The sequence below is a fragment of the Pseudoalteromonas sp. ESRF-bin5 genome (assembly GCF_002632075.1).
Taxonomy (GTDB): Bacteria; Pseudomonadota; Gammaproteobacteria; order Enterobacterales; family Alteromonadaceae; genus Pseudoalteromonas; species Pseudoalteromonas marina.
The window spans coordinates 1-4,827 of sequence record NZ_NTLW01000246.1; the positions used below are offsets into that span (position 1 = coordinate 1).

A 4,827-nucleotide genomic window follows, 5' to 3' on the forward strand; every position below is an offset into this window, starting at 1 on the left:
TGCATAAGTAAAAAGTTATGTGGGTTATTTTCAAGCCCTACTTTATTAACTACACGCGCAGCCATAGGAACGGCTGACACACCAGCGGCACCAATTAACGGGTTGATAGGGGTTTTTGATATTTTATTTAAGCCTTTAGCCATAAACACACCTGATGCTGTACCAATACCAAAAGCAAGCGCACCCAGCACTAAAATACCAATAGTCTCTACTGTCAAAAAGTCATCTGCAGCGAGCTTAGAGCCAACCGCTAATCCTAAAAATATAGTTGTTATATTGATAATTTCGTTTTGCGCACTGTTGCTTAAGCGGTCAACAACACCCGATTCACGCATTAAGTTACCCAAACAGAACATACCTACTAGCGGTATTGCCGCTGGTAAAAACATGGCTGTTGCAGTAAGTACCATAAGTGGAAAAATAATTTTTTCCTTTTTAGATACTTTACGTAGCTCAGGCATTTTAATTTGGCGCTCTTCTGGTGTTGTGAGTGCACGCATAATAGGAGGCTGAATAATTGGAACTAGCGCCATGTATGAATAAGCAGCTACCGCAATGGCACCTAATAAATCAGGCGCTAATTTTGAGGCTAAAAATATTGCCGTTGGGCCGTCAGCGCCACCAATAATAGCAATAGCCGATGCATCTTGAAGGGTAAACTCAAAACCCGGAATAAAGTTAAGTAGAATTGCGCCAAATAAGGTCGCAAAAATACCAAACTGAGCCGCAGCTCCCAGTAATAACATACGAGGGTTTGCTATTAACGCACTAAAGTCAGTTAGTGCACCAACCCCCATAAATATTAATAGTGGAAAAATACCGGTATCTATACCCACATAGTAAACTGAGTACAAAAGCCCACCAGGATCTGATAGTCCAGCAACCGGAATATTAGTTAATATCGCGCCAAAGCCAATTGGTAATAAAAGCAGTGGCTCAAAGTTTTTAGATATCGCTAAAAACAATAACAAACAGCCTACTGCAATCATCACCAAACCAGGAAACGTAAAGTTAGCAAGACCAGTAGCCTGCCAAAGGTTTAAAAGACCTTCCATTTACATTTACTCCTTAAGCCAGCGCAATAATTGCGTCGCCCGTGGTCACTGAGTCACCCTCAGACACAAGCACTTCAGCAATGGTACCAGTATGCATTGCGCGAACTTCAGTCTCCATTTTCATGGCTTCCATAATCACAACAACATCACCTTCGTTTACAACTTGGCCGGCTTTTACTTTTATTTTAAAAATATTACCTGCTAAAGGTGCATTTAACGTTTCACCCGAAGCCACTGAAGCAGACTGAGGTAAGTGCTCAGAATCTTTTAACGTTACCTCTTTAAGTTCACCGCCTTGCGCTACGACAACGTCGTAAACCTTACCGTCTACCTTAACGCTATATTGCTCAGCCTTAACACTGTTACCTTTGGCTGACACCTTAGCTGGTGACTTACTTGAATTATCTTCTACGCTAGGGACTGGTTCAAACGCATCTGGGTTGTTACGGTTTTTGATAAACTTCAAACCAACTTGCGGGAACAGTGCATAAGTAAGTACGTCGTCAATTTTATCATCAGCGAGTGTTAAACCTTGTTCTTGCGCTTCTTTTAATAGCTCTGCTTCAAGCGTTTCAAGTTCAGGCGCAATATTGTCAGCTGGGCGACACGTAATAACGTCGCTACCATCAAGTACTCGCTCTTGTAGCTCTTTATTCATTGGAGCTGGAGTTAAACCGTACTCACCTTTTAATACACCTGCGGTTTCTTTTGTGATTGTTTTGTAACGCTCACCGGTTAATACGTTAAGTACTGCCTGCGTACCTACAATTTGCGACGTTGGCGTAACAAGTGGAATAAAGCCTAAATCTTCGCGTACACGCGGTATTTCAAGTAACACTTCGTTAAGCTTATCGGCTGCACCTTGCTCTTTAAGCTGGTTTTCCATGTTAGTTAACATGCCACCTGGTACTTGAGCCAATAAGATTCGTCCATCAACCCCTTTAAGGCTACCTTCGAATGCAGCGTATTTTTTACGTACATCTCTAAAGTAAGCAGCAATTTCTTCAAGTTGGTTTAAATCGAGTTCGGTATCGCGTGCGGTACCTTCAACAATCGCTACAATTGTTTCTGTTGCTGAGTGACCGTAAGTCATACTCATAGAAGAAATAGCGGTATCAAGCATATCAATACCGGCATCAATAGCTTTTTGATATGTAGCGGTGCTTAAACCTGTTGTAGCATGGCACTGCATAGCGATTGGAATAGACACCGTTTCTTTAAGCGCTTTTATAAGCTCTTCTGCATCGTACGGTTTTAATAAACCCGCCATATCTTTAATACAAATTGAATGACAGCCAAGCTCTTCTAGTTGCTTAGCTAAAGTTAGCCACATATCAAGTGTATGAACAGGGCTTACCGTGTACGAAATAGTACCTTGAGCATGAGCACCTACTTTTACAGCCGCTTTAATCGCAGTTTCTAAGTTACGCACATCATTCATTGCATCAAAAATACGAAAAACATCAACACCGTTTTTGTGTGCGCGCTCAACAAACTTTTCAACAACATCGTCAGCATAATGGCGGTAACCTAATAAGTTTTGACCGCGTAATAGCATTTGCTGCTTAGTATTTGGCATCGCTTTTTTAAGCGCACGAATACGCTCCCACGGATCTTCACCTAAATAACGAATACAAGAATCAAAGGTCGCACCGCCCCACGATTCAATTGACCAGTAACCTGCATCATCTAATTTACTTGCAATCGGTAGCATGTCATCTAAGCGCATACGCGTGGCAAGTAATGACTGATGCGCATCACGAAGAACCAATTCTGTTAATTTTAATTTAGCCATGTGTGTGCCCCTTATTTGTTATTTGATTTGTACTGAGCAATGGCAGCACTAATAGCAGCGATGTGCTCATTTGGCACACCTTGAGATTTAAACGATGGTGACTTAACTGGAGTCGCAACTTCAGCAGGGCTAAAACGCGCCACTAAGTTAGACATTATTGTAACTGCGCCAATTAATATCGAAAGAAAGACAAACACTCCAACCATACCTGTTAGCATTAAGCTACCAGCGGTTGTAAGTACAGCACCTATATCCATTTTTCTCCCCTTGAAACCCATATCGAAAATAAAAAGTCGATTTAGTTAAATATTTATTCACTAGATAATAACAAAACAAATATCTTTGTCTAGCCATTGTAAATTGGTAAAACCAATTAAAATAAAAATAACATATAACCAAATTTATTAACCACAGTAAAAACCCTTACTCATCAACACCCCATAATACACAAAAAAAATACTCACTATATTTTTAAGCTATGGCTGAATTTCTAACAAAGCCTAATTCCCCGTACTTTACTGAACCTAAAATCACTCATAATATGTAGAAAAAAACAAACTTGTTAATTGGTCTTACCAAGAAGGGCTTTTTTAAGCACCCTTTAATTGCAACCTGCACTTGTGTGTGAATAAGTTACACAACCCAACGTAAAAGTTACCAATCAAGCAAACTCAAAAACACAGAAAAAAACATAAACAACTGATATTAAACAAAAATATATCATGGCACGCAACTAGCATTAACTATTGTGTACAAATTTGATAACCAAGGAGAAAACAATGTTACGCTGGACAATCACATTTTTAGTTATTGCTTTAATCGCTGCAGTGTTAGGTTTTGGTGGCATCGCGGGTGCCGCAGCTGGTATAGCAAAAATTATATTCTTTATTTTTATAGTACTTTTAGTTATTTCGTTAGTTTCAGGTGCGCTGCGTGGTAAATCGCCCAGGTAGGCATATACTCAACTAACACTACAATTTTATTTATTTACAAGGAATTACACTATGAACTCTACAACTTTAAAAGCAGCACTAATTGGTCTTTTCGCAAGTTTTTTCATCATGGGTTGCCAAGATAACAACGCAGAAGAAGCCGGTGAACGTATTGATGAAGTAGTAACAGATGTACAAAACTCTGTTGAAGATACGTGTGAAGAAGTAAAAGAAGGCGTAAACGCTGAAGAAACTAACTGTTAATAGTTAGTATATTAAAAAAACGGCCACCTGGCCGTTTTTTTGTGCCCGAAATAAATGCACGCATTATAAAGCTGCTCATTTATAAGCGAACTTGCTAAAATATATAAAACGATTTTTAAAGCAAGGCACTATGTCATTTTCAACAACCTACACACTTGATAAACCCTACTTTTATGAATGCTTTGACGAGTCACTTCCTTACAGTAAACGCGCTCAGCCTAAGTATTTTTTACTGGTACTATTAGTTTCGCTTGGTTTATTTAGCATTTACGGTTTAGCTGATCATTATTTAGGAACATTTTTGATCATGGTTGCTGTACTCGAATGCGTTGCTTTTTATTATCGCAGGCCATGGTGGGTAACCAGACAAATGTTTAGCAGAGCATCAGGCTCAGAGGTTACGCTCACTTTTGATGATGAAGGCATTAAATCGGCAAACCATTACAAAAGCTATCAGCTCGCTTGGCAAGACATCACTGACGTAATCGAAACACCACAGGGCTTATTGATAAAAAATAAAAACAACATGCAATATATCTCTAAGCAAATACTCACAGATGAAATGCTCGACTTTATAAACAAAAAAGCCACTCAATGAGTGGCTTTTTGGCTTAGCTAAATAAATTATTTAGTTAAGTATACGTGTTGATTAAGCATTGCCCGGATTAGGGTTAGACTTTTCAGCTTGTATACGCATGTAAATCTCTTCACGATGCACTGAAACGTCTTTTGGTGCATTTACACCAATTCGAACTTGATTTCCTTTAACTCCTAAAACGGT

Annotated in this window: 7 protein-coding genes; 3 read left to right on the top strand and 4 right to left on the bottom strand. The window is 39.2% G+C overall.

Annotated elements, in window-relative coordinates; genetic code table 11:
- The 3 genes from BCG07_RS15240 to BCG07_RS15250 form a co-directional block, all read right to left on the bottom strand.
- Nucleotides 1-1,055: sodium ion-translocating decarboxylase subunit beta (locus BCG07_RS15240; RefSeq protein WP_286890943.1), on the bottom strand; the 1,055-nt coding region annotated here is incomplete at its 3' end.
- A 13-nt stretch (nucleotides 1,056-1,068) separates the two neighbouring features.
- Nucleotides 1,069-2,850 carry a sodium-extruding oxaloacetate decarboxylase subunit alpha gene (gene oadA / locus BCG07_RS15245; RefSeq protein ID WP_006794343.1) on the bottom strand — a complete coding sequence of 594 codons (1,782 nt, stop codon included), beginning with the start codon at nucleotides 2,848-2,850 and terminating at the stop codon, nucleotides 1,069-1,071.
- An 11-nt stretch (nucleotides 2,851-2,861) separates the two neighbouring features.
- A complete protein-coding gene (locus tag BCG07_RS15250; protein ID WP_058404828.1) occupies nucleotides 2,862-3,107 on the bottom strand; it encodes an OadG family protein in 246 nt (81 codons plus the stop codon).
- Nucleotides 3,108-3,629: 522 nt separating this feature from the next.
- Between BCG07_RS15250 and BCG07_RS15255 the strand changes: the two genes are divergently transcribed.
- From BCG07_RS15255 to BCG07_RS15265, 3 genes are all read left to right on the top strand, one after another.
- On the top strand, nucleotides 3,630-3,803 hold the full coding sequence (locus BCG07_RS15255; protein ID WP_006794345.1) for a DUF1328 family protein: 174 nt from the start codon (nucleotides 3,630-3,632) through the stop codon (nucleotides 3,801-3,803).
- A gap of 51 nt (nucleotides 3,804-3,854) precedes the next feature.
- Nucleotides 3,855-4,046 (top strand): hypothetical protein, encoded by a 192-nt coding sequence (locus BCG07_RS15260; protein ID WP_006794346.1) that lies wholly within the window; start codon nucleotides 3,855-3,857, stop codon nucleotides 4,044-4,046.
- Nucleotides 4,047-4,176: 130 nt separating this feature from the next.
- On the top strand, nucleotides 4,177-4,644 hold the full coding sequence (locus tag BCG07_RS15265) for a YcxB family protein (RefSeq protein ID WP_006794347.1): 468 nt from the start codon (nucleotides 4,177-4,179) through the stop codon (nucleotides 4,642-4,644).
- Nucleotides 4,645-4,695: 51 nt separating this feature from the next.
- On the opposite strand, the gene csrA is transcribed toward BCG07_RS15265, so the two are convergent.
- Nucleotides 4,696-4,827, bottom strand: a 132-nt coding sequence (gene csrA, locus BCG07_RS15270; protein ID WP_286890948.1) for a carbon storage regulator CsrA, incomplete at its 5' end; no start/stop codon positions are given.